The sequence below is a fragment of the Bacillus sp. SM2101 genome (assembly GCF_018588585.1).
Lineage (GTDB): Bacteria > Bacillota > Bacilli > Bacillales > SM2101 > Nanhaiella > Nanhaiella sioensis.
This window is the reverse complement of record NZ_JAEUFG010000004.1, coordinates 1-24900: the sequence shown is the minus strand read 5'-3', so window position 1 is coordinate 24900 and position 24900 is coordinate 1. Positions and strand designations below refer to the sequence as shown.

General features: G+C 32.7%; 25 protein-coding genes and 1 tRNA gene. 18 read left to right on the top strand and 8 right to left on the bottom strand.

The genetic code is table 11. The annotated features are described in order from the left end of the window. Positions 1 to 36: 36 nt before the first annotated feature. From JM172_RS04820 to JM172_RS04810, 3 genes are all read left to right on the top strand, one after another. Complete coding sequence (locus JM172_RS04820; RefSeq protein WP_214480963.1) at positions 37 to 4977, top strand: phage tail tape measure protein; 4941 nt, start codon at positions 37 to 39, stop codon at positions 4975 to 4977. Positions 4978 to 5121: 144 nt separating this feature from the next. Next, positions 5122 to 5916 (top strand): matrixin family metalloprotease, encoded by a 795-nt coding sequence (locus tag JM172_RS04815; protein WP_214480962.1) that lies wholly within the window; start codon positions 5122 to 5124, stop codon positions 5914 to 5916. A gap of 92 nt (positions 5917 to 6008) precedes the next feature. Then, the gene (locus JM172_RS04810; protein ID WP_214480961.1) at positions 6009 to 6326 is read left to right on the top strand and encodes a hypothetical protein; all 318 of its coding nucleotides are present in this window, start codon (positions 6009 to 6011) and stop codon (positions 6324 to 6326) included. Between the two features lie 190 nt (positions 6327 to 6516). On the opposite strand, the gene JM172_RS04805 is transcribed toward JM172_RS04810, so the two are convergent. The 3 genes from JM172_RS04805 to JM172_RS04795 all read right to left on the bottom strand — a co-directional run bounded on the left by JM172_RS04805 (position 6517) and on the right by JM172_RS04795 (position 8196). Next, positions 6517 to 7350: a YecA family protein gene (locus JM172_RS04805; protein ID WP_214480960.1), complete on the bottom strand. Its 834-nt coding sequence runs from the start codon at positions 7348 to 7350 to the stop codon at positions 6517 to 6519. 15 nt (positions 7351 to 7365) lie between these two features. After that, complete coding sequence (locus JM172_RS04800; RefSeq protein ID WP_214480959.1) at positions 7366 to 7884, bottom strand: hypothetical protein; 519 nt, start codon at positions 7882 to 7884, stop codon at positions 7366 to 7368. 129 nt (positions 7885 to 8013) lie between these two features. Continuing rightward, on the bottom strand, positions 8014 to 8196 hold the full coding sequence (locus JM172_RS04795) for a hypothetical protein (RefSeq protein ID WP_214480958.1): 183 nt from the start codon (positions 8194 to 8196) through the stop codon (positions 8014 to 8016). Between the two features lie 158 nt (positions 8197 to 8354). Here JM172_RS04795 and JM172_RS04790 point away from each other — a divergent pair, with 158 nt between their 5' ends. From JM172_RS04790 to JM172_RS04780, 3 genes are read left to right on the top strand one after another with little or no spacing between them, the layout of a single operon-like run. Further along, the gene (locus tag JM172_RS04790; protein WP_214480957.1) at positions 8355 to 8990 is read left to right on the top strand and encodes a hypothetical protein; all 636 of its coding nucleotides are present in this window, start codon (positions 8355 to 8357) and stop codon (positions 8988 to 8990) included. A gap of 2 nt (positions 8991 to 8992) precedes the next feature. Continuing rightward, entirely contained in the window at positions 8993 to 9517 is a 525-nt protein-coding gene (locus tag JM172_RS04785; protein WP_250886519.1) for a GNAT family N-acetyltransferase, read from the top strand. Continuing rightward, a complete protein-coding gene (locus JM172_RS04780; protein WP_214480956.1) occupies positions 9499 to 10371 on the top strand; it encodes an FRG domain-containing protein in 873 nt (290 codons plus the stop codon). The genes JM172_RS04785 and JM172_RS04780 overlap by 19 nt, the downstream gene beginning before the upstream one ends. Positions 10372 to 10399: 28 nt before the next feature. On the opposite strand, the gene JM172_RS04775 is transcribed toward JM172_RS04780, so the two are convergent. After that, complete coding sequence (locus tag JM172_RS04775; protein ID WP_352222914.1) at positions 10400 to 10717, bottom strand: transcriptional regulator; 318 nt, start codon at positions 10715 to 10717, stop codon at positions 10400 to 10402. A 167-nt stretch (positions 10718 to 10884) separates the two neighbouring features. Between JM172_RS04775 and JM172_RS04770 the strand changes: the two genes are divergently transcribed. The 5 genes from JM172_RS04770 (at position 10885) to JM172_RS04750 (ending at position 14841) form a co-directional block, all read left to right on the top strand. Next, positions 10885 to 12159: an FtsK/SpoIIIE domain-containing protein gene (locus JM172_RS04770; RefSeq protein ID WP_214480955.1), complete on the top strand. Its 1275-nt coding sequence runs from the start codon at positions 10885 to 10887 to the stop codon at positions 12157 to 12159. Further along, positions 12092 to 12691, top strand: a complete 600-nt coding sequence (locus JM172_RS04765; RefSeq protein WP_250886518.1) for a replication-relaxation family protein — start codon at positions 12092 to 12094, stop codon at positions 12689 to 12691. The genes JM172_RS04770 and JM172_RS04765 overlap by 68 nt, the downstream gene beginning before the upstream one ends. Positions 12692 to 12708: 17 nt before the next feature. Next, complete coding sequence (locus tag JM172_RS04760) at positions 12709 to 13131, top strand: hypothetical protein (protein WP_214480954.1); 423 nt, start codon at positions 12709 to 12711, stop codon at positions 13129 to 13131. Positions 13132 to 13470: 339 nt separating this feature from the next. Beyond that, the gene (locus JM172_RS04755; protein ID WP_214480953.1) at positions 13471 to 14652 is read left to right on the top strand and encodes an AimR family lysis-lysogeny pheromone receptor; all 1182 of its coding nucleotides are present in this window, start codon (positions 13471 to 13473) and stop codon (positions 14650 to 14652) included. Positions 14653 to 14676: 24 nt separating this feature from the next. Continuing rightward, positions 14677 to 14841, top strand: a complete 165-nt coding sequence (locus JM172_RS04750; RefSeq protein WP_214480952.1) for a hypothetical protein — start codon at positions 14677 to 14679, stop codon at positions 14839 to 14841. A gap of 70 nt (positions 14842 to 14911) precedes the next feature. Here the strand turns inward: JM172_RS04750 and JM172_RS04745 are convergent, their stop codons facing one another. Further along, positions 14912 to 15145 carry a helix-turn-helix domain-containing protein gene (locus tag JM172_RS04745; RefSeq protein ID WP_352222911.1) on the bottom strand — a complete coding sequence of 78 codons (234 nt, stop codon included), beginning with the start codon at positions 15143 to 15145 and terminating at the stop codon, positions 14912 to 14914. A 180-nt stretch (positions 15146 to 15325) separates the two neighbouring features. On the opposite strand from JM172_RS04745, the gene JM172_RS04740 reads away from it, so the two are divergent. The 3 genes from JM172_RS04740 to JM172_RS04730 are packed head-to-tail and all read left to right on the top strand — an operon-like array spanning position 15326 to position 16235. Beyond that, the gene (locus JM172_RS04740; RefSeq protein ID WP_214480951.1) at positions 15326 to 15577 is read left to right on the top strand and encodes a hypothetical protein; all 252 of its coding nucleotides are present in this window, start codon (positions 15326 to 15328) and stop codon (positions 15575 to 15577) included. Further along, positions 15577 to 15951, top strand: a complete 375-nt coding sequence (locus JM172_RS04735; RefSeq protein ID WP_214480950.1) for a hypothetical protein — start codon at positions 15577 to 15579, stop codon at positions 15949 to 15951. The genes JM172_RS04740 and JM172_RS04735 overlap by 1 nt, the downstream gene beginning before the upstream one ends. A gap of 47 nt (positions 15952 to 15998) precedes the next feature. Further along, positions 15999 to 16235, top strand: a complete 237-nt coding sequence (locus JM172_RS04730) for a hypothetical protein (RefSeq protein ID WP_214480949.1) — start codon at positions 15999 to 16001, stop codon at positions 16233 to 16235. 364 nt (positions 16236 to 16599) lie between these two features. Here JM172_RS04730 and JM172_RS04725 read toward each other — a convergent pair. Together JM172_RS04725 and JM172_RS04720 are read right to left on the bottom strand one after the other, a co-directional pair. After that, positions 16600 to 16672, bottom strand: a tRNA-Ala gene (locus tag JM172_RS04725). Positions 16673 to 16731: 59 nt separating this feature from the next. After that, positions 16732 to 17409, bottom strand: coding sequence for an MgtC/SapB family protein (locus tag JM172_RS04720; RefSeq protein ID WP_214480948.1), 678 nt, complete (start codon positions 17407 to 17409; stop codon positions 16732 to 16734). 317 nt (positions 17410 to 17726) lie between these two features. On the opposite strand from JM172_RS04720, the gene JM172_RS04715 reads away from it, so the two are divergent. From JM172_RS04715 to JM172_RS04700, 4 genes are all read left to right on the top strand, one after another. Further along, the gene (locus JM172_RS04715; protein WP_214480947.1) at positions 17727 to 18296 is read left to right on the top strand and encodes a glycerol-3-phosphate acyltransferase; all 570 of its coding nucleotides are present in this window, start codon (positions 17727 to 17729) and stop codon (positions 18294 to 18296) included. Positions 18297 to 18385: 89 nt separating this feature from the next. Next, positions 18386 to 19969: an aminotransferase class V-fold PLP-dependent enzyme gene (locus JM172_RS04710; RefSeq protein ID WP_214480946.1), complete on the top strand. Its 1584-nt coding sequence runs from the start codon at positions 18386 to 18388 to the stop codon at positions 19967 to 19969. Between the two features lie 78 nt (positions 19970 to 20047). Next, a complete protein-coding gene (locus JM172_RS04705) occupies positions 20048 to 22201 on the top strand; it encodes a beta-propeller domain-containing protein (RefSeq protein ID WP_214480945.1) in 2154 nt (717 codons plus the stop codon). A gap of 457 nt (positions 22202 to 22658) precedes the next feature. Then, positions 22659 to 23555: a DMT family transporter gene (locus JM172_RS04700; RefSeq protein ID WP_214480944.1), complete on the top strand. Its 897-nt coding sequence runs from the start codon at positions 22659 to 22661 to the stop codon at positions 23553 to 23555. Between the two features lie 124 nt (positions 23556 to 23679). Here the strand turns inward: JM172_RS04700 and JM172_RS04695 are convergent, their stop codons facing one another. Further along, complete coding sequence (locus tag JM172_RS04695; RefSeq protein ID WP_250886516.1) at positions 23680 to 24498, bottom strand: protein-glutamine gamma-glutamyltransferase; 819 nt, start codon at positions 24496 to 24498, stop codon at positions 23680 to 23682. Positions 24499 to 24900 lie beyond the last annotated feature (402 nt).

The window sequence follows — 24900 nt, the reverse complement described above, 5'->3', positions numbered from 1 at the left end:
GGGGTGTCCTTTTTTTTGTGTAAGGAAGGTGATGAAATGGCTAAAAACTATAAAGTAAAGTCTGATTTGGTTATCGATATTAAACAATTTCAGGATAGCATGAAAGAAGCAAAAGTCACTATTGCTGACTTCTCCAAGGAATTTAAAACAAATGTGAAAAAGGCACAGGATGACTTCAAGGGGTTTAATGAAGAACTAGTTAAAGTAAAACCTAATATTGAAAAGATTAATAAATCTATCAGAACGATGAGTCTTGCATTTGCTACTGGTTTTGCAGGTGCTACGGTTGCGTTAGAACAGTTTAACCAAGAATTAAATAGATTACAGGCTGCCACTGGTGCTTCAACAAAAGAAATGGAACAATTGAGTAATTCCATGAAAGCAATTTATGGAGGGAATGTAGGTCAATCACTAACTCATGTCGGTGATGCTATGGCTTATGTTAAGCAGATTACCCAACAAACAGGGGAAGAATTAGAGTACATGACTAAGCAAGCTTTAATTCTTGAAGATACATTTGGTAAGCCTGTTCAAGAAACAATGCAAGCTATTGACCAATTGATGAAGCAGTTTGGTATTGGTGCTAATGATGCATTTAATTTATACGTACAAGGTGTTCAGTCGGGATTAGATAAGCGAGGTGAACTAAGTGATTCAATTGCTGAGTATTCTGTTCACCTTAAAACTTTAGGTTATGATGCGGAACAGATGTTTAATGTCATGATTGAGGGCTCTCAGAACGGAGCATGGTCGATTGACTTTTTGTTGGACGGACTTAAAGAGATGGTTATCCGGAGTAAGGATGCTTCTAAATCAACGATTGAAGCATATGAAGCATTGGGACTTAATGCTGATAAGATGATGAATATGTTTGCCAATGGTGGAGATCAAGCACAAGAAGCACTTAGTCAAGTATTCAAAGCATTGGGTGATTTGGATTCTAACTTACAACGAAATCTTATTTCTGTTCCTTTGTTTGGTGCGAAATTTGAGGATTTAGAAGCTGACGTATACTTATCACTTGCAAATGTTCAAGATCATGTATCAATGACTTCAGGTGCATTAGATGAGTTAAATGAAGTACGTTATGACTCATTAATTGATCAGTTCCAACAACTTAGTAGAAAAGCATATGTTGCATCCATTGAAGGTTTTGTATCAGTCATTGATAAAACAGGTTTACTAGCTCCATTGGTGACAGCATTAGCACTATCTGTTTTAGGATTAAACAAAAATATCAAAGCTACAATTATGGAAAATACAAGACTAGTTGCTTCACAGAAAATATTACAGTCCTCAACGATTACTTTAACCAATGCATTCAAAGGATTAAAAACTTTTCTCTCAACTACATTCCTTCCACTTGCAGCTATATTTGCAGCGACATTTGCTATTGAAAAATTAATTGGTTCGATATCTAAATACAGAACTGAACAGAAAAAGTTGAAAGCAGAACAGGATAATATTAATGAGTTGTATCGTGAGAACTCTGAACAAATAAAATCATTAGCTCTCCAGTATGAAATTCTCACTGAAAAAGTTAACAACGGTGAAATGTCAAAAGATGCTCAAGAATACCTTGATGTACAAAATAAACTTAATGAGATATTCCCAATATTAACAAGAGAAGTAGACGAACGAGGTCAAGCTCATTTACGAAGTGTTGATGTTGTAAAGCAAGAACTAGAGTATGCTCAAAAGCTCAAGAAAAGTTACGATGAAATGACAATTGCTAAATTTGAATCGGATCTTAAAGACCGAGCAAAAGAAGTCAAGAATCTTCAAAAGGAAATAGTAAAATTAAATCGACCAATAAAGCATCCTCGAATTAATTTTACAGAAACTCAATTGCAAGAAAAAACCATACTCAACAATAGAAAAATGCTTGAAACAGAGCGAGAATTAAGCCTTATATTATCAAACAGTAGCGATTTCATACGTGAAAAAGCCAATGCATATTTAGCTGTATCAGGAGCATCTCAAAATCTAACTGATGATCAAAAACAACTCCTTCAGATGTTTATTGATGAAAAGGTTGCACTTGTTGACATAGCAGATGAAGGGTTTAAGTATGAAGAATTTCTTAATAATACAACTCACGCTGTAACGGATCTTGGTGAGACACTAACGAGTCTACCAGCAAATATTGCTGACATATTTTCTATTGAAGATATACAGGGGCTAGATGAGGAACAAGTTAATGTGTTACGAGAAATGAACACAGCCTTAATCAAAGGTGAAACTGATTTTTCAAATTGGCAATACTCTTTAACAAATGCGTTTAGTTCGGTAACGATTGCTAGTCAAGTGATTGATCATATGACTAATCTTATGCATGCTAATACTGATGCAGTTGATGAAAATATATTATCTCATGAAGAATTAATGAAGCAATATGAAACAGCAACCAATGAAATTAAAGCACTCAATTCTATTGTTCAAGAATTAAATGAAAATCACATGTTATCTGATGAAGCATTAAAAATTATCATGTCCGATTATCCCCAACTATTACAGTTTATCGGTGACGAAACAGCCCTTCAAGAGCAATTAAAAATAGTCATTAATGAGAAGTCTCAGGTTGCTCAGAATGCTTTACATGAAGAGTTAGAAGCTAATGAGACATTCATCAATGAATCGTTACGAGGACATGAGACGTGGATAAATGAGCTTGTTGAAATGTATGGTATAGACCTAACACAATTCGCTACCTTAGCAGAAAAGAAAGCAGCCATAGAAGATAAATTAATCAACTCCATAGCTAAAAAATGGTCAGATTATTATGATGTAGAAACTCAACAATTTAATGACCGGGCTGCCATGTTATTTGAGACTGATCCAAAAATGGCAATGCGAATGTGGGATGACATTAAGAAGTATGAAGGTGTTGTCAATAGATTTAGAGATATTGTTCTTAGTCCAGTTAAAGTTGATTTTTCTTCTATTGGTCTAAATATTCCTAAGTCAACTAAATCATCCACTCCAAAGACTTCAACTGAACGTGTAACAGAAGAAAGAGAAATAGACTTATATATATCTGACAACACAGCAAAAGAATTAGATCGATTAGATACACTACTCGCAGAATCAAATGGTAGGCTACAACAATTAACAAGCACTTCTGCTGATTATCGTATAGAATTACAAAAACAAACTGATATTGAGCGTGAAAAGCAACAATTAATTCATGAAGAATCTGAAAAACTAAAATTGAAAGAAATTGAATTACAATCTCAGGTTCAAGCACTAGGGGATGTCTCTAAGCTAACGAATGACCAGAAAGAAGTTTATAACGCATTAGCTCAAGAGTTAGACGAAACAACAAGTAGTATCAATTCGCTATCTAATGCATGGTGGAATGCCGAAAGTAAGATATATTCCTCAACTTGGGATAAGGTTACAAGTTCAATTGAAGAACAACAAGCTGTCACTAGTGGCTTGAATTTTGAAATGGAGAAGCTACAAAAAACGATGCATTTACATGAAAAAGATTCTGTTGAATACCAAAAGTTATTGTATCAGCAGATTGATTTATACAAGAAAAAACAACATGAAACACAAAAGGAAATTGAATTGTTAAAGGTACTTAACGCAACCGAAAGTCTAACAATCGCACAAAAGAAAGAATTAACTGACCAAATGAATGATTTATCATTAGCTTATTTAGACTACAGTAATAATATATTAACCTTAGAATCGGAAATCACATCTATGGCTGATTATGAGAATGAAGAACGATTACGCAACGCTAATGGGTTAGCAGATGAAATTATTGATACATATAAGCAAGTCTATGAACAGCAAAAGGATATTGCTCTTGATACAATTGACGATGAACTAGACGAACTAGAGAAGGCTCACAAAAAGAAAATTGATATGTATGATGAAGAATTAAATGCATATGAGTCCATGATCAATGAAAAGTTAAAGCTCATTGACCGTCAGGCAGATGATGAAGATTATGAGGATACATTACAACAGTTACAAAATGAAAAGTTAGAGTTACAGGATCGAATAAAAAATCTAGCTCTAGATAATTCTTTTGAGGGTCAAGCAAAACGGATAGAACTTGAGGAAGAATTATCTGAAACAATTTTAGATATTGAATCTTTGCAGAATGACCGTGTTCGTGAATTAAGAAAACGTAGCCTTAGTGATCAATTAGAAGATTATCAGGAAGAAATAGAAGAAAAGAAAGAAGCTGAAGATGAAAAATACGATACTGAAAAAGAGCGACTTGAACGTATTCGTCAAGAGACCGAGTATCATTACAACGAGTTAATGAATGATGAACGTTATTTTGCTAATGTTCGTGAGCAAATACTAAATGACAATGTTGATAATGTTAAAGATAAGCTTGCTGAATTTCTAGAAGACTTCTCAGGAATGAATGAGGAAACTATCAAGGAGTTAGGTGGTAGTTGGCAAGAGTTTTTAAATCTCATTGACAAAGTAAAAGATGCACAGGATTCAGTGTCTAATAGGAGTTCTAGTTCAAGTAGCAACGATAACCATCATGATTATACACAAGATATCCCTAATATTGAAGATGACGACTATGCAGAAATACGCAGAATTGCTCGTGAACATGATGTTGATCTTGTTATTGCTGAAGATATGCATGAGACTAATCAACGGTTAGGATATAAGAAATATCATGATGGCGGTTGGGTTGGAGATGCACCATTAAACTTAGAGCCTGATAAAATACCGGCTATTCTAAAACAAGGTGAATTTGTACTAAGTGATGTGATGGTGCATGGTATTAGTGATTTTTCAAATAGATTGAGTGAGTTCGAGTTTAATAAAAATAACTCATCAAAATCTGATCAACCAGGAGATAAATATGAAATAATAATCAATCAACAGTATGAAGTTAAACAACATCAGAAGTTTGATCGAAAAATGGCTGAACAATATGCGAAATATACAATTAAAGAGTTTTCAAAAGGAATGGAAAAAAGAGGACTTAAGTAGTGCTGTTATTTTAAATATATATTTGTAAGCCTTCCATTTGGAGGGCTGTTTTTTTATTTTGGAAGTGAAAAGACCTTTTACATAATTTTTAAGTGAAGAACAAAGGATAATTACTGTTTCAAAAATTTATGAAGGGGTGGTTATATGAAGAATAGCGATGGTTTTTCACATGAATTGGAAAAAGTCAATTTAACAAAAATTGGAGAAGAGAATAGTCAAATTCAAATAGTTCAAGAATTTTTATCAGAATATGGTTATTTAGACAAACAATCTTACTCGCCTTCTCTTTTAGATGAAAACACATCAGAAGCACTAAAAAAGTATCAGCATTTCTATAAAATAGAAGAAACTGGAGAATTCGATCAAGAAACTCGGGATTTGATGAATGCTCCCCGTTGTGGCTTACCTGACTTGAATAATAGTGTTGCTTTTTCAACAGTATGTGACTGGGATAGAACTACTTTAAGGTATGCGATTGATGAGGTTACTACAGATGTTTCTAGAGAAGATGGAATAAATGCTATAAAGAATGCCTTCAATACTTGGTCAAGCGTCTCTCCTCTAAGATTTCTTGAGGTGTCATCAGCAGACGAGCCAGATATTTTGATTGGGTGGAGAGATGCGAATGATCCAGATCACAGTATGGTAGGAGATGTATTAGCACATGCAGACTTTCCTCCCGGTTGTTCAGTAGTAGTAAATAGTCTACCTTTACCGGTTCACTTTGATGATTCTGAGCATACATGGTGTATTGGGGCATTTCCGGGTCAATTTGATATAGAGACTGTTGCAGTTCATGAAATTGGTCATATTTTAGGAATAGCACATTCTAATGTTTTTGGGGCTATTATGTACCCAAGAGTTAGTTCAAATACTGTCAAACGTTCGCTAACCCAAGATGATATATTAGCTGTTCAAGATTTGTATGGATCACACTAGTTAAACTAAATTATTTCATATTTTCTTATCAGATTAATTTATATTCTTCATCTGTGATTTGGTATTTTTTATATAGAAAAGGAGCAAAAATAATGAATGAACATACCTATAACTTTGGAGTAATTATAAATGGAGAATTTCATAGCATAGAAATAAATGAATCACCAACGGATATTTATAAAACTGAGCTAATGAATGTCGGGCACTACCCACTTCGTACAGAAAAGATTTTCTTTAATCAATATGATGATGGAGAGCTACTTGTGGTATCAACAAACACCAGGACTAATGCGGTAGAAATAAAAAATGTTGGAGAAATTTCAAATAACTTGTTACCAACACCGATAAATAAAATGGGTTCTATTAGTAGTGATATTAATAAGGGGAATGATGAAAACTTTTTAACTTAGCATGAAAAATTAACTCCAACAAAAAAGTCATGAGTAGAATTAAACGTTCTTATCATGACTTTGACATAATGGCTGAATATTTTCAGTTTGATAGATTGATAGGAATTCAATATAAAGTACGGTTAATCGAAAACGTCTTCATTCCATTTGGCTAATATTGCTTAGACGTATATTGTTAAAATATGCAATGTTAGTTTTTCCAAGTATTAATTAGTTGTATTGGTTCTGTTGGTATGCCTTTGGAGGACTTTTCTAAAAAGTTCATTTGATAATGGTCAAAAAGGTCTTCACCGGACTTTAAACAACAATTTTTATATTTTTTCCCAGATTGACAGAGGCATGAATGATTTCTGCCTAGGTTCTTAAATTGTGGAAGTGTTTCTTTACTTATTTCAAGTTCCCATTTTTCAAAGGGGTGTGATAAATATTTCATTAAATTTTCTAACATAGCGTAATTGTATTCAAGGTCTTCTGGAAAAACGACCGTATACTTATCAAAAGGGTCGGTAACAATAGCTACACCTATAAACTCAAAATCTTGTGCAATTCTAACACACTGTTCCCCGTTGTATATCTCTCCAATTCTATGTGAGCATGATTTTCTTACAGAAATAGTTTTGTTACAAATACTAAACTTCCATTTTTTTACAATAGATTCTCTGCTGAAAAAATGTTTATAAGGAAATAACTTTTGAAGTTGATAAATGTTTTTTTCTATTGAATCTAACCTATACTGATTATTTGTGTAATTAAAGTGTTTTCTCAAAAAGAATAACTCAATATCAGCCCTATCTAGCTCATTCCACGCATTGTAAAAATCATTATTTTTCATGTCTTTGTATGCACCTAAATAATGATTTAATACTTTATACACCTGTTCAATACACCATATTTCTTTTGCAAGTATTTGATTGTTTTCCGAAACGGCTCTTTTTTTTAGAGAAGAGAGAGAATTTAGGATATTGGGTTTTAATTGGCTGCCATCAAAATTCATCAAATATTGTTTTATCTCGTTAAATTCCATAACTTTTCCTTTCCATTATGAGTTGAAAAATTCATCATTTGCAGCTTTTAGTGTTTCGTTGAGATTTTCAGAATCTCCCTCATAAGATAAGTTTTTGGATTTTTCACCATCTACAACTGTCATATTTACTTTTATTTTTACATCTTTTTTACGTTTTTGCTTTAATTCTAGTGCGTATGATGCAATAATACTGATTGCCAATGGTAATACAACCTTGTCCAAGATTAATGTTGGAATAGTTATTAAAGCAGAATGAAGTTCAAGTTCATAATAATCATCATCGGAAATACAAATCTCACTATGGAAATTCTCATTATCAAAGGCCTTAACATAATTAAAGAATTCCATTGTTTGCTCTGGGAATACTGGTTTTTCGAAATCTCTAAAACCTTCGTGTGGCAATAGTAGTAAATTGGATTTTTTTATATCCTCATCTAGTTCCTTTGGGAAATATGGTTTATTATATATCTCAGAGAAAGTTAAGGTACTCTCTGTAATGTCTAATTGTTTAATTTTATCGCTTTCATGCAACATTTTTTTACCTCCTTGAAGTTATACTTGTACTACGTTTTAAACTGCTTTTTGGTTTCATAATTTCACAAGGAAAATAATCAATATTATTATAATATGAGAAAAAACGCTCATTATATAAGCGTTTATTGGTTAATGTTTACTTTTATAATCACTCACTATTTGAAAAAATTCATTTACTGTTAGCTCTCGGTTATAGTTGTTCGGAATATTAGCTATCTCTATATTATTCTTTGAAACAATAATTACTGAGTGAGCTTCATCAATTTCAAAATAATGATCACTTATTGTATAGTTGTGCTTTTTGTAGTTCATATGTAATCCCCCGTGTTGTCTTCATTTACTTCAAGTGAAAAATGTCCAACAATTAATCTATCACTTTTTTCATATATCGACAAATTATAATTTAGTAGGTAAAATTTGTTATAATAGATTAATTGATTTGTAACATACTCAGAGAGAAGTGAATCCAAATGACCGATCTAATTAAGCTTATTATTGAAAAAGCATTTAGTTTGGAGACGAATATAACTGAAGTTGAAAAGGTTGAAAATCAATATAAGTTGGATAGGAAGAGGACATTATTCGCTGTCTTTTTGTTTACACTCTATCTAACAGTTATCATTGGAGCAGCGTATTTTTTTACAATAAAATATGAAGAGAAAATGCTCTCTATAGGTTTTATTACTTTGTTAATAATGTTTGTGGTAGCTTGGGCATTAGATAAAACGAAATATGTTGATTTAATATCAGTAGTAATAATTCAAATATATGTACCATTTTTCTTTAATTCAATAGCAATTTTAGCAATTTTTATTCATTTTAGATATGAATATTTGATTTTCTTTGGGATTGTAATTAGCTTGATGTTTGTTTTGTATTATACAATGTATGAATTAATAAAAGAAGCGCTAACTATGAGAAAAGAGCACACTATGACAATAGTACTGAGCGATTCAAAGGAATTAAATATTAAACTTCTTTCTATTACTAAAAGAGGGGATTATATAGTGAGATTCCCTGAAGATGAGAATACAGAAATACTCATTAATCGTGATGAGATACAAAAGATAATTTATAAAAAACAGGTTAATGTGAAGGAGGGATAGTAATGGATCTAGCAGAGATGCTGGGTATTAGTTTGGTACATACTGAATCTTTAAAAAAGGAAAGTGATGTTATGTATGAAGTAGAAGTGCAGAAGTCTATCATTGAATCCAAAGGTGATAAGATACTTAAAATTATAGAAAGAAAAAACGATGTGTTGATATTATTTAGGGCTTTAATTGATGATACAGAAAAAGACGACGATGACATTATCCTTAATATAAGATCCATAAGTAAAGAAGGAGTTTTTTATCCAGACTCTCGTTTATATGCAATACCTTCAACAGATTGCAAAATATTAGATTTAGCTGATATTCAAGTGCAAAAGCAATATATTAATAAGGGTTATGGAAGTATTTTGCTGAAAACTTTAAAGGAAATTGCTATTGAAAAAGGTGTGAAAGAGATTACAGGATGGATATCACCTGCTGATCGTGACCACGTAGATAGGCTAAAACATTTTTATGAAAAGCATGGCTTTGAAGTAAATTTACATAAGTCAAGAATTGTATGGAGAACGGATATTTAGGTGTAGAACTTTTTTCGCTAATATTAATAAATTTATTACAGCTAATAGGAGATACATATTTTATGGATGCAATAGAAACCAAGCAGTATGGGGAGATTTATTCCCCTAATAATTTTACTGAATTAATGGACTTCTTACTTTCAAACCGATTGGGAAGTAGGAATGTTTGGATGTGGAGAGGGCAAAGCAATATAGCATGGTCAATTGATAGTGGAGCTTATAGGAGATTGCTACTTGATAAGAAAGTTATTGACGAAAAGGATATAATCCATTATGAAAAAAATCTACTTAATCAAGCAACTCATAAGGGTTTCAGGATCTCTAATGGCATTCAATTAAATGATTTTGAGTTGTTGGCAAAATTACAGCATCATGGAGCTGCAACCAGACTTGTAGACTTTTCGAAAAACTTTTTAGTTGGTCTGTGGTTTTGTGTAAATGAAAATCCTGATAAAACAGGGCTAATGTTAGGACTTCATAGCTCTTTTATCGGTGGTGATAGTGAGGGAACTATAGAAGATATAAGCACCTATAGTGATATTGTAAGTGATTTAGATAAATATAATTTCCCATTGTTTATTGAGCCTCCAGTTGTATCACCAAGGATATCTTCTCAACATGGAGTTTTCTTATATAGTGCAGTTGATGAAAACTTGAAGTATGGTAGTTTAAAACTAACAGAAGAGGAATTTGCAACAATCTTTATTGCTATTACTCCTGAGTTTAAAAAACAATCACTTGTTATTTTAGAAGAAACATTTGACATTAGATACCCGACCCTTTTCCCTGACTTGGATGGCTTTAGTAAATATAATGGAGCAAATATTTCCTCACGTAAAATGTGGAGATGGTAAGAGGACTGTATCAGCTAGTGCAGTCCTCTTACATGTCAAAAAAGTCATCCCTGTGTACGTTATGCCCCATTTTATTCAACGCTCTTTCAATTTTCACCCATGTGGAAATCTTAGGAACGTAATCAGGGTCATTACACAATGATGTCATTGTACCTTGCCCTACTTTCGACTTCTTCTGAATATCAGTTTGTTTTATTCCTGTTTTATCAATCCACTTTCCAAATTTACTTCTTTTTTTTCCTAATCCAAACATTTGTATCACCTCAAAACCATTCTTGTCCAAAATCACAATTTTTAAACATAAGGCAAAAAACTGTGATTTTGGACAAACTGGCACGCATACCATTTACCATACTAGATATTTGCCCTAGTTAATTTACACCCTAGTAGTCTAATCTGGAATATTCCAGATCCACTTATTACAATGTTTTGCACTCTATTTTCATCATGCTAGATGTGTGGGAGGAATACTAAAGTATTCATTAAGAGGTGGCGTGGAAAGGAGGAAGATCATTGTTCTTTGAAATTGTAACTTCGACACTCATGGGTAGCTTGGCTGTAAAAGCTCATCTTGCTAAGAACCAAGTAAGTAATGACTCCAAAAAACTAAATAAAATATTTGCTTTGAGTGGTCTTAATGTAAAGGATGGAAGTCAAACTTTGACCACTCAATTATTGAAGAAAAAGGATTATACATGGGGATCTGAATATCGTTATCGTATTCCATTAGGTAGAAGTTTCGAGGACTATGTTGCTAAGCAAAAAACGATTGAAGCAGGGATAAATTCACGTACAGTAACTATCCAATTAAAAGACCTCAGAGACCTTCAATTAGACCGTAATATCATTCAGAATATAAGAAGTCTATACACTAAGAAACTCACCCACAAGAAAGAAATTGACCTATCATACGATGGTGTTTTAAAGGTTAGAGTTTACAATGAGCCATTAACAAACCAATTCAAGTATGACAGTTCTTTGGTGAAATTATGTAGAGAATGGCAAGTCCCTGTTGGAATAAGCAGACATGGAATAGTAAAATACGACTTTGAAAAGAAAGCTCATATTATTGTAGCTGGTACAACTGACTTTGGTAAATCAAATTGGGTGAACTGTACTATAAACACTTTAATTATGAATAAACCTGAGAATGTTTCATTTACTCTGATTGATTTAAAAGGTGGATTAGAGTTCAACCGTTATAGAAGGTTAAAACAAGTTAAAACATATGCAACAAGTCCCGAAGAAACCAAAGAGGCTTTAAAATGTGCTGTTGAGAAAATGGATGAAGTTACAAACTACTTGCTGAAAAATGAATATTCAAATGTGAAAGAGGCAGGGCTTAAAGACCGACATTTCATCATTATTGATGAAGCTGCTGATATTGCTGATGATAAAGAATGCCAAAGACTATTGAAAGATATAGCACGTAAGGGAAGGGCAGCAGGATTACGATTGATCTACACTACTCAGTATCCAACGACAGAGACTATAAGCTCTCAGGTGAAAAGAAACTGCATAGGAAGGTTATGTTTTGTATTGGATACAGGTACTGCAAGCAAAGTTGTATTAGATCAAACTGGAGCAGAAAACCTGCCAGAAATACAAGGTAGAGCCTTATATAAAGACCTACGCTTAATTGAATTACAAACGCCTCTCATCACTCCTGAAATCATAAAAGAAACTGTTAAACCACATTGTATTGAGGAGGAGAATATAATTGAACCAGTTATTAACAGAGAGAGAAGAGAAAATATTGCTGTCTTTGAAGAAACTGGACTATCTTAATCGTGACCAACTTCAAATAATTCATCGTTTAGGCTCGGTTAGAAATACTAATCGGATACTTAAAGGGTTGTCTAATTATTTATCAAGCTTTAGAGAAGAATACTCCACAATCTACTATTTAAATAAGGATGGAAGAGAGTATGTTAATTCTCAGAAGAAGCGTAAGAAAAATAGTTTTATAAATCATGTGATTATGCGTAACTATTTTTACATTTATACTGGTATGCCCTCAGATTGGAAAAATGAAATCAAAGTATATGACGGTACTTACACTATCATTTGTGACACATATTTCAAAGTAAGAAAGAGGTATCATTTTCTTGAGGTAGATCTCACACAGAAAATGAGTGAGAACAGGAAGAAGATTGAAAACTACTATGGGTTAATGAAATGTCAGTCTGTAAAAAAGTATCTCGGTTACTTTCCTCAATTAATATGGCTAACTTCAACTGAATATAGAAGAAAACAACTCAATGAACTATGCAAGGATATTCCTTCAACTGCTGTTTATACTCTGGATGACATCAAATGAAAAGGGGAGGAAGAACTATGAGAAGAACACAAACAATAAGTTTTAATGAGTTCATGAGTAGTGGTTGTAAGAAAGAAAAGAATAAGTTGAAAGCAAATAGATTGATTAGAAAAATTGGAACTTCGGTAACAGTACCTTTAGTTATAGCACAGCCTGTATTCGCAACTTCTCATGAAGCTGTAACAGTAGGGGCTAAAGAATGGATGTCTGAACAAACACTATCAGCAATCGCACATTTGTTAGATCCTGTGGTAGACATTTTAGTAGCCCTTAGCTTTCCTGTTGCAAGTGTAGTAATTGTTGGAGCATGTTTTTTGTTCATGTTTGGTAAAGCTGAGAGAGCCTGGACAATGATTCAAAATGCAGGGTTGGGGTATATTTTAATTCAAGTATCACCTTTAATATTGAATGTATTAAAACAAGTTGGAGAAGCTGTGTGAATTAAGTAAGTGAAGTACTATTTACTGAAAAGGTCATGATGGCCTTTTTTCTTTGTTTTGAAATAGTATTTAAGATAATTAACATTCCAATATTTCATTTTACTAATATTGGATTTAAAGTAAATAATAAAAACCTTGTAATTATTTACAATTAGGTAATCAAATTAAAATTAAATTCTTCACAATTAGAAGATATCTTATAATTATCTCCTGTTTTCTATTAAATCCAACAAATTGTATCAATATATTAATACAAAAAGAAACAATTGAAATAATTGTTAATTGTTAGTAAATTTTAATTAACATAACTATTTATTTACAAATATCGAGGTGTATAACTTGCCAACATTCAAGGAAACTATCTCAAATGAAATTGAAGCTCAAGGAAGAGGATGCAAAACGAAGATGGCAAACATCGCCAACTATAAACAGGCAGGAGGTTTGACTAAAGTATTAAGTGATGAAAGTAGAGAGTTCGATAATTTTTTTGGATTAACAAAATTAGTACAAGAATTATTCCCAAATAAAGATGAAGAAAAAGAATTGATATGTAAATATGCAAGAAGCATAGAGCCAACAAAAAAAACTGCACGATACATGTTAGAGTATCTTGAAGTCAATCAACTTAAAAGTGAAAAGAGAGCATTAATTCAACGAATGATCAATTGTAATAATGCTACGAGTCGTGAGTGGGGGAAACTTTATCAAATTGATGATAGGTATGTGAATGGGAAATACGATTATTTGGAAGCACTAAAAAAATTTGATGAATTGAAAGATAAATGTTTTGAAGTGCATATTATTAAAACTATCTTTAAAGCATATTGCTATCTTGATAAGAAAAAGTATGAAATTGCATTTGACATAGTAGCTATATTAAATGATGAAGATTTTTATAAAATTGGAGAAAAGTACATTAGGGATATTTATTATGCTAGATTCCTATTAATCAAAGCAGAATATTATGTTCGAATGAATAATCTTCAATTAGCAAGAGATGTTTGTAATAAAATTAATGAAGAAATTCAAGAACCACTTTTTAAAACCTGGGCTTACATACATCAAGGAAATTCACATATGTTTGAGGACTTTGATAAGGCTAATAGATATTTACAAAGAGCGTTTTACATGTCACAAGATGGTTTGGAAATACTGCAAATTAATGTGGAGCGTAGCATGGCCTTTTTAGATAATCTATGGAATAAACAGCCAAGATATTTGAATTTAAAGAGTTCTCATCCAACTGATATACATGATGTTGTTCATTACTACATTAATAATAAACAAAACAGAAAAGCTATGGAACTGTTAGAATCAGAACCTATAAATAAATTAACCGATAATGAAAGAGGATTCCATTATTACCTTAAAGGATTGATTACCAAAGATATAGAGGACTTTTGTGAATCGGTAAAAGCTTTTAGAAATTCTGGTGATACGTATTTTCGTAAACTACCGATATTGGAGCTTGAAAAGTTGAATGTAGAAGCATGTATTATCAATTTATTATCCATCAGTTAAAATTAATAATAGGAGGTGAGATAAATGAAAAAACTAATAGCTTCAATTGCATGTGCTACATTGATCATTTCTACTGCCAGTGTTGTGTTGACCAACATTAATAGTCAAGATATGGCTGATCCAGGAGGTGGACGACCTACTACGACATCTATTATGATTGTCGAGTCAGATTCAAGTGGTGGAGAGTAATAATGTAAATTAGCTATTTAGAATTCATAAAATTAAAAATAGAATCCATCTATTAAGTTTATGACGGATTCTATTTCTCTACAAAACGTATTAAATCATTAACTTCTTTAATTTCTAACGTATTGGCTATCAAATTAATTAAGTCTTTATTAAGAGTTTTTCGTTGATTATTGTATAGTTCGCTTATCGATGCAGCTCTTACATCCTTACCTGTTTTTTCTTTAATAAGTTGAATTAAATCTTTTTGAGTGATACCTCTTTCTTTTAAAATCGTATCGAGCGTTACTCTTAATTGAATCTCCACTATAACCTCTCCTGTCAGTCGTTTATGATTATAATTATACATTATGTTATATAATTTCGCAATTTCGTAATTATTTTGCTTGCAATTACTAAATAACGAAATTATAATATATTTATAATTACGAAATATCGTAAATGCGTAAAGTGGTTAAATATAATAAATATGAAGGAGTGAGCTAATTTGAATACCCTACTTAATGGAAATGTTGCGTTAAATGTCTCAATTAATTCAAACATGAATGCTGAAAAAATGAAATTGTATTTACATCCTGACTTATTGATTGGCGGTAAAGTTACGTTCCAATTGGCTAATGGAGAGGTGCTTAAAGCAGAAGTGAATAGAATGAATGACTTTGATTTAATGTTGCTTGATCCTGAGACAGGCATTGAGATTGTTGATGTACACAATTATACAAAAGGAGAAAATTTATAATGAGTATATCTACATATGGTCATTTAAGCATAAAGAATGTCATCAGAATGATTGGAGAATTAAATTTATCAGTAAAATCTCATCAACCAATCGAAAATTTATACTCAGAGTACATTTTGATTAAGCCTTTAAAATTTATTGATGAGGAATCAAAACAATTAGTTAAGGTGAATGTTGAAGAAATTGAAATCATAAATAAAAACACTTGTGATAATACATTGGGGATTAAAATGTTTGTTTCTTATGAAAGTATTGGGGTTTCGGAACAAGAAGCATTTATTACTGAACAAATAAAATCAATGAATTTACTTTGCATTGAAACATATAATAATTACTTTGTGCTTGATATAATTGATTCAATGCTTGAATGGTAAGTGTATTTTGTCTTATTAATCTACAAAAGAAAAGGAGGAGTTACATAATGACACAACCAAAAATCAAACAAGAATTTACGGTGCATGCTGATATATCGTTACCAATTTCTCTTAAAGTAGAAGCAGAGGACAGTTTAGAAGCAAAAGATAAAGCATCAATTGCTTTAAATAATTTTGATATACAACAAGTGATGTTAATGCTCATTTCTTCTAAAGGAAAAGTAACTATACCGAAAGTATATGATTTAGAAAGTGAGATTGTGGGAGTATATGATGAATCTTAAGAAATGTTCTAGGACATATGTAATAAATAAAGAAAAAACTACCCACATTAATAGTTCATGGATAGTTCAGTCAGATGTTCTGGAATATATCTTGTTTCACAAATTGAAATGTTGCAGCATTTCAATGAAAATATTATCAGATTAAAACTAAATGTACAAGAAGTTAAAAAAGTTGCTAACTATTGTTGGTAGCTTTTTTATATACCTTAACAATTTAATACATAATCATCACTTTTGTTCCCAACTGTTACCGATAAAAAATTAAATATGTTTGTTCCCGATTTGTTCCCAACTGAGATAATAATCATTATTTTGCAAAGTGTAAAATAATAAAGAACCCTAATATATAAAGGGTTCTGGTTAATGGAGCATAGCGGGCTCGAACCGCTGACCTCTACACTGCCAGTGTAGCGCTCTCCCAGCTAAGCTAATGCCCCTTATATGGAAAATGATAGCATGAATTCTGAACATAGATCAATACCCATATTTAGTGACGTTACAAGCTCTCTATTTCAATACTGCTCACACCTGGGATTTTTTGAACTGTATAGTACACATCTGTTGTATAGCGTTTTTGATCGACGGTTATTTTCATTTGGATCAACTTAGTTTCTTCAGAATCTTTAATCCGAATATGCTTTAGTGTGATTTCTTCCTGTTGAAGGTTAGTTAGTATGTTTGAAACTTGGGTATTGTCTTGAACGATGAGTTTAAGTAGAATTTCTTTTTCACGTAGTTTTTTTGGACCTAGTAAGCCTATTAAGATGGGTACGATTTCAACACTAATGATGAGTAAGATAACGCCAGCAATTGCTGCCCAATAAAAGCCTGCTCCTACAGCGATACCTATGCCAGCAGCTCCCCATATCATTGCAGCTGTCGTTAATCCTGAAATACTGTCATTTCCTCTCCGTAATATAACACCAGCACCTAAAAAGCCAATCCCTGAAACGATTTGAGCAGCTAAGCGCAATGGGTCCATCGTGATGCGATTGCTGTCTGGAAATTGATAAGCAGATTCAATCGATACAATCGTTAATAAACAACTTACAATAGATATAACAAGACTTGTCTTTAATCCAACGGGTTTCCTTTTTAGTTCCCGCTCTAAACCTATAATCAAGCCTAAAATGGCGGATAAGCCTAGTTGTAACAAATGAGAAGTTTCAATCATAAAGCATCACCTTTAGATAAGTATTTTAGAAGAGAAATATACATTCGTATGTTAAAATATTTTACAAGTACAGTATTTGTAATGATAAGAATTTTCTAATCATTCAGATATTATTTAGGGGATTGAGCATTCAATAGGCTTTTTTCGCAACGCTTGTTGTTAAACGTATTAATACTTAAGCATGGAAGCAACTCTAACTCAAAAGGCTGACTCAAGTAACAAAACTATTTAACAATTTCTAATTTAATAACAATAGTAACAATGTTAACGAAAAGAGCCAATTAATAAAATATACGATTTTATTTAGGAGGCATTGGATGAATATTTTGATCTTTGGTCTTGTGTCATATTTACTTGGTACGATCATGACAGGCCTTTTTGTAACCAAGTTTTACGCAGGTGTTGATATACGAGATCATGGAAGTGGAAATATTGGTGCGCGGAACACCGGACGTATAGTTGGAAAAAAAGGTTTTATTCTTACGTTCTGTGGTGATGCATTAAAAGGAGCAGTTGTTGTTGGAATTGCAAAACTGCTGTCATTTTCACTAGAATTTCAATTGCTTTGCCTACTACTTGTAGTAATAGGTCATATTTGGCCTATAACACTTCGTTTCAAGGGTGGAAAGGGAATATCAACATTATTAGGTGGATTGATTGTGTTTGATGAGCTAATTTGTTTATTGTTGTTAATATTCTTTTTCGTTTGTTATTTAGTTATGCGTAGTTTTACACTTGCTGGTTTAGGCGCAATTTCTCTGTTGCCACTAATATTGTTATTTCTAAATTATTCAATACTGAGTGTTGTTATTGCAATATTTATTGTTTTTATTATTATTTTTGCTCATAGAGATAATATTTCCTTAAAATGGAGAAATAGGTATTAAAACTTAAGGTGTCGATCCAAGATAAAGAAAGTTAATTATATTTTTCCCGTTATTAACAACCTCATAATTTATAAACGGAGCTGATGGATATGGGATACATTTATAAAGTTGCAAAAAACGCTGATGAATTGAATCAAATTCATTCCTTAAACTATGAAACTTTTGTAGAGGAAATTCCACAACATGGTTCGAATACATCAAAGGAATTAGTAGACCAATTTCATGATGAAAATACATACCTAATATGTAAGCACCGAGATGAAGTAATTGGGATGGTTGCTTTGCGACATAATAGGCCATTTTCATTAGACAAAAAGATAGGGAAAATAGAAGGACAGTTACCTGTTAATGCTTCTTTTCCATGTGAAATAAGGTTGTTAGCTGTAAAAAAAGAGTATCGTAATGGGCGGGTGTTTGTAGGGATTGCTCAATTATTAGCTAGGTATTGTTTGAAAAAAGGGTATGATCTAGCTGTAATATCGGGAACAACTCGCAGAGCTAAATTATATGCTCAATTGGGCTTTCAGCCATTTTCACAGCTCGTAGGGAAAGAAGATGCTTATTTCCAACCGATGTATTTAACTAGAGATACATTTGAAGAATCAGTGGCTGGACGTTTGATGCCGACAATGAAATCGTTTCTACCCGGACCTGTATCTATTAGAGATGAAGTTACAGAAGCGTTAAATGAAAGGCCGATTTCTCATCGATCTACTGAATTTCATAAATTATTGAGTAAAGTAAAAGGGAAACTATGTCATTTAACGAATGCTATGAATGTGCAGTTGCTAATGGGGACGGGGACACTAGCAAATGACATGATAGCTATGCAATTAAAGCTAAACAGAGGAAAAGGGCTAATTCTTGTAAATGGTGAGTTCGGAAACAGGTTAGTAGACCATGCTAATAGATGTGGGCTGCAATTTGATATGATAGAAAAAACGTGGGGAGAACCGTTTTGCTCAGAAGAAATTAAAAGAAAAATACACCAATCAGAATATTCATGGTTATGGGCAGTTCATTGTGAAACATCTACAGGAATGATAAATGATATTGACGCACTTAAAGAACTGAGCACAACACATAATATTAGACTGTGTTTAGATTGTATAAGTACGGTCGGGATCATACCTGTAGATTTGGAGGATGTTTTTTTAGCCTCAGGGGTAAGTGGGAAGGGATTAGGAGCTTACACTGGCATATCGTTTGTCTATCACAATAAATCAATAAAATCTTCTCCACTTATTCCGAAATACTTAGATTTAGGTATTTATATCGAAAATGAAGGAGTGGCTTTCTCTTACTCATCCAATTTATTACATGCACTTCATACTGCATTAGATAGCTATGAAACATTAGAAAAGTTCACTCATATACGTAAACAATATTCGTTCATACGATCCCAAGTGGAGCGCATAGGCTTGAAGATTTTGGTAGATGAAGAGTTTTCATCACCAGGTATTATGACAATCGTTGTTCCCTCGCACTTGCTTTCTACCGATATAGGAGATGAATTATATATGCAGGGATACTATCTTCATTATGAAAGTAGCTATTTAAAAGCGAATAATTGGCTACAAATTGCCTGTATGAATAGATATGATGACCAAGACCTAGAGAATATGATAAAACATTTAAAAAACGGGATAGGTCATATTAACCATTGTGTGTAACATTTCCCACCAACTGTCGTCTATTGTTATGAGAGTATAGGGGTGCCCTTAGACAATTTTCAGAAAGGTGGAACAGAAATGAAGAAGTTCTCTGTAATTAGCTTTTGTATAGTAGCGTTAAGCTTTCTGTTTGGCTTGTTCTTTTATCAATTTCGTCCAGCCATTGCGAGTGACTTAATAGATCTTAATGAACAATCAGTCGTCTTACCAAATAAAATGTGGGAAATTTCATTTTCATCACCAGTGGATGAATCAACCATTTCTTCACAATCTGTCTATATAAAAAATAGCCAGAATAAAAAGGCTGACGTTAGTCTACTGTTAAGTGAAGATAATAAGCTATTAACGATTACTGCTCCAGCAGACGGCTATGAAGTGAAGGGGGACTATACACTTGTTATTACTTCGGAAGTTGCTCTAGAGTCCGGGAAACGATTACCTTCTAATACGAACTTTTCTTTCACAGTCATACCTGAAATCCCTACAATTGGATCGAAGGAAGAGCTACATGAATATTTCCAAGACATTATTGATTTCTATGAAACGAACAGAGATATGACAGTTATGGAAGAAAAGGCAGATGCTGAAGTATCTACATTATCAGAAGGCAATTCGTATTCAGAAACGAATAATCAAGTACAAGGTGTAGATGAGGCGGATAGAGTAAAAACTGATGGAGAATTTATTTACCATATTTCTAACCAGGATGTGATCATTACAAAGGCCGTTCCAGCGGATGATATGGAGGTAGTGGCGACTATTTCTAACAAGGAGTTTTCTCCTTCACAATTATTTATTGAAGGTGACAAACTAATTGTGATTGGCTCAACTTACGGTACACAATATTATGAGGAAGCAAAAAGGAGTTTAATTGCTCCTATAGAGCAGGTCACAAACGCATATGTATATGATATAACTAAACGTGATAACCCAATAGAAGTGAGAGCAGTTTCTTTAGAAGGAAGTTATGTAACAGCGAGGAAAGTGGATTCAATTATCTATCTCGTGGCTAATCAATATCCTCATTATTGGATAATGGAAGATGAGGAGCCAATTGATTTACGACCAAGTTATTATGATTCAGCTGTGAGTGATGATTTACAAATGGTGAATTATGATGAAATAAGTTATATTCCGGATTCAAAAGAAGCCAATTATATGATGATAGGAACGTTTGATGTAAAAAAACCTGATGAAGAGATGAAAGTAACAACTTGGTTGGGTAGTGGACACAATATCTATATGTCTAAGGATAATCTCTATGTAGCGGTTACTAAGTTTCCGATGATAACTAATTTCGAAAGGCTCATGGAAGAAACATTTACACAAAGTACTGAAATATATAAATTCTCAATTGATGGTTCAGATGTAAAGTTTTATAGCTATGGTGAAGTTCCTGGAACAGTATTAAATCAGTTTTCTATGGATGAAGCTGAAGGGTATTTTCGCATTGCTACAACTTCAGGCCAGGTGTGGAGTGATGAACGCCCGTCCTCAAATAACTTATATGTTTTGGACGACAAAATGACCACAGTAGGTTCATTAGAGGATTTAGCAATGGGTGAGCGAATTTATTCAGTTAGGTTTATGAATGACAGAGCTTATGTTGTCACATTTAAACAAGTAGATCCATTATTTGTTCTCGATTTGAGTAATCCTAATAAGCCAGCTGTATTGGGAGAATTAAAAATCCCTGGATTCAGTAACTATTTACATCCTTATGACGAAAATCATATTATCGGCTTTGGGCAAAATACTACACTCATTGCGAATAAAGATCCGAATTTAGAGCCTAGAGTTATAACAGATGGAGTGAAAATTTCACTTTTCGATATTACTGATGTAACAAATCCACAAGAAAAATTCACAGAAATTATTGGAGGTAGGGGAACTTACTCACCATTGAATTATGACCATAAAGCATTATTATTTAACAAGGATATGAACTTATTCGCGTTTCCAATTGCAGTTTATGATAACAAAGTAGATAGTGAATTTGAACAAATCTTTTCATTTCAAGGTGGATATATATATCATTTAGATTTGGAGAATGGTTTCCAGTTAAATTCAACGGTAACACATCAACAAGATAATATTTTGTACCCAGATTGGGAGAACGAAATATACCGACTTATCTATATTGATAATGTTCTATATGCTCTATCCCCTTCAACCATTACAGCACACAATTTAGGTACGCATGAAGAGATTAATAAGGTTCTAGTGAAGTAGTGTGTGATCAGTTAGTATTTTAATAAAGCTGTTTTTCGTATTGATTATTGCTTTTCGTTCTATGGTATGAGCGCGTATATGTCTTATGTTCGTGCATCTTTTCTACTATTATAATTGTTGAGCTCTTAAAATATTTCATCTTGTTTGTATAGTAATGCTGCTTTCGCAGTGATTGTTGTTTTTCATATGAAGAAATAAGCACGTAGTCAACTAGCGTTCGTGGCACCTTTTCTACTGTACAACAATGACTAACCATGTAAAACCACTTTTTTGGTACCAATTTGATAATATTAGCAACAAAGTTTATGAGAAGAACGTTAAGTAAAAATAAGTTAGCTGAGGGTCTGAACCAATTTTGGTATAGACCCTTTAGCTTAGCTCTTTAGTTATTGAATGGGAATATGTGTGTGCTAGTCTAGTTTATGTTTATTGTTCAATAAGTTAAGAAAGGATTATTATGAAAAAATTAATCTTAAATCCTTATGCTGCACTTATTATAGGGGTTATTTCTGTTTCTACTTCTGCGGTAATCGTAAAAGTCATTACAGCACCGGCACCTGTTATCGCATTTTATAGGATGCTGTTTGCAGTTCTATTTATTTCGCCAATTTTCTTGATTAAAAATGTGAAAGAAATGGCTCTCATGTCTAAGCGAGAATGGATATATTCAATTGGAGCAGGTATTTTTTTAGCTTTTCATTTTATCCTTTGGTTTGAATCTCTGCAGTATACATCTGTAGCGAGTTCTGTTGTATTTGTATCACTTCAACCGTTATTTGCATTTGTAGGAACAATGGTGTTTTTTCAAGAAAGAATAACATTTAAAGCATTTATGACTGGTTTGTTAGCTATTATCGGTAGCTTTATTATTAGCATAGGGGATTTAAGACTAAATAGTAGTGCACTGCTTGGAGATATACTAGCTATCTTTGCGTGTGTTATGGTTACAGCTTATTTGTTATTAGGTCAGTATACTAGAAAACGCTTAGCAGTCATTACGTATACTTTTGTTGTTTACGGAGTGAGTACGATCACATTATTTATTTATGTAGTGTTACTAGGTTATCCATTATTGCAATACCCGACGGCTGATTGGTATTACTTTTTATTGTTGGCAATTGTTCCAACCTTGCTTGGACATAGCCTTTTTAATTGGACGTTAAAGTGGTTAAGTACGGCAACTGTTTCAATAGGTATTTTATTCGAACCAGTAGGAGCCTCAATTTTGGCATACTTCATTCTAGGTGAACAAGTGATTTGGACACAAGTAATAGGTGGTGCCATTATCATTTTTGCAATTGCGTATTTTATAGTAGAAAGCAATGCAAGAAGGTTTGGAAAGTCAATCAAATAGTAGTTTTTGATATCAAGTAAAAGCTGTAGTACATTTGAGAAGGCTGTTTTCGCATTGCTTGTTGATTTTGTTACGAGGAAATAAACATGTATTAAAACAATAGCAACAAAGTTATTGAAAAGAGTCATAACATTATATAGTTTTTATTACCTATGTTAGCAATAATCATTTTAAATGAGTTAATGGAATGAGTAAGTCTTATTTCTTTTCGATACACTGACAAAGCTTTGTAATTAGGTCTTGATGTTTGAGATAACAGGTATGCAGACTCGAGTGATCCCATTCTCCTTCTTTTATTTAGAGCTTCTATCATTTCTTCAGCAGTCTTTATTCCAATCCCATGCCCGAAATATAAATCGTCTTCGAGAACAATCGCGTTTTCACCTTGCCACTCAGGTGTAGCAGGATTATAGTCTGGGTTGTTAAAATAAATACAATCACCTGGTAGAAAGTCATTCCCTGCTTTCGTTATTAAACCTAAATCTTTATCGTAATGCCAATCATAAAGGGTAAGGTTCGCAAATAATCTATTGAAATCTTGTTCATCAATTGATTCTAATAGTGCTTTATAAAAGGTTATGACCATAGCCGTTGCACATTCAAAAGCATATTTTACCCCGTTGTTAAAAATATCTCGAATCCCTGTCGATGGTTTAATTCCTTCTTTTAATTCAAAGGCACCCATATCTGTAAGATCCCAATACTCTTCATTACATTTTGAATTTGCAAATGTGGCAAACTTTACACCACTTTCAAACAAATCTTTTGCTGCTTTAACAGTTTCACTTCTAACATGTATTTCAAATTGAAACTGTTTAATATTATCATATACATATCTTTCTGGATAGTAAGCCATTTTATTAATGATCTCTTGTTGTGGACCAGAGAAATAATTTATATCTAAATCGATTGGGTCAAATAGCGTATCGTTTATAATAATCATTTTATCTCCCCCTTATACAAAATAGCTTTTAGTGCTTACATATTATATATATGATATAAAAAGATAGTTACTACAAGATTTAATGTTATAAATTGAGTTACACTTTTTTAAAACATTATTCTTTTTCTTTAAAAACATGTTGCATTAAGATAATTATCGTGATATATTATTTCTTGTCGCTGCTAGTAAACAGCTACTTAAGAAAAAATAAAAAAACATATTGACACTCAAGTGTTGAAGATGTTATATTAATTAAGTCGCCTCTGAGCGATAACACAGAACAATGTTCTTTGAAAACTAAACAAAGCAAAAGCGTCAACGTTAATTTTTGAACAAATGAGCAATCAAACTTTATTGGAGAGTTTGATCCTGGCTCAGGACGAACGCTGGCGGCGTGCCTAA